This is a genomic window from Bradyrhizobium sp. Kon37, from assembly GCF_055807535.1.
The window spans coordinates 1-285 of sequence record NZ_JBVVOY010000240.1 but is presented as its reverse complement, the minus strand read 5'-3'; the positions used below and the strand labels follow the sequence as shown (position 1 = coordinate 285).

The window sequence follows — 285 nt, the reverse complement described above, 5'->3', positions numbered from 1 at the left end:
AGTTCGTCCAGCCGAAAGACTTCGAAGAAGGCGTGTGGTTGAGCGAGCTTTCCGACGCCATTGAAACCAGCAAAGGCATTCTTTCTGTGCCCGTTCCCGTTGGCAAATTCCTGTTGATTAACAACCTGTTCTGGCTGCACGGTCGCGACCGCTTTACTCCGCACCCGGATCTGCGCCGTGAACTGATGCGCCAGCGTGGCTATTTCGCTTACGCCTCTAACCACTACCAGACGCATCAGTAAGCGCAAAGGAATTGAGCGGATGTATGATTTTGTGATTATTGGC

General features: G+C 52.6%; 1 protein-coding gene. It reads left to right on the top strand.

Going from position 1 to position 285, the window contains the following annotated elements; all coding sequences use genetic code 11:
* A partial coding sequence (locus AC0L3J_RS37980) for a carbon starvation induced protein CsiD (RefSeq protein ID WP_473350537.1) occupies positions 1-242 on the top strand: 242 nt, incomplete at its 5' end.
* Positions 243-285 lie beyond the last annotated feature (43 nt).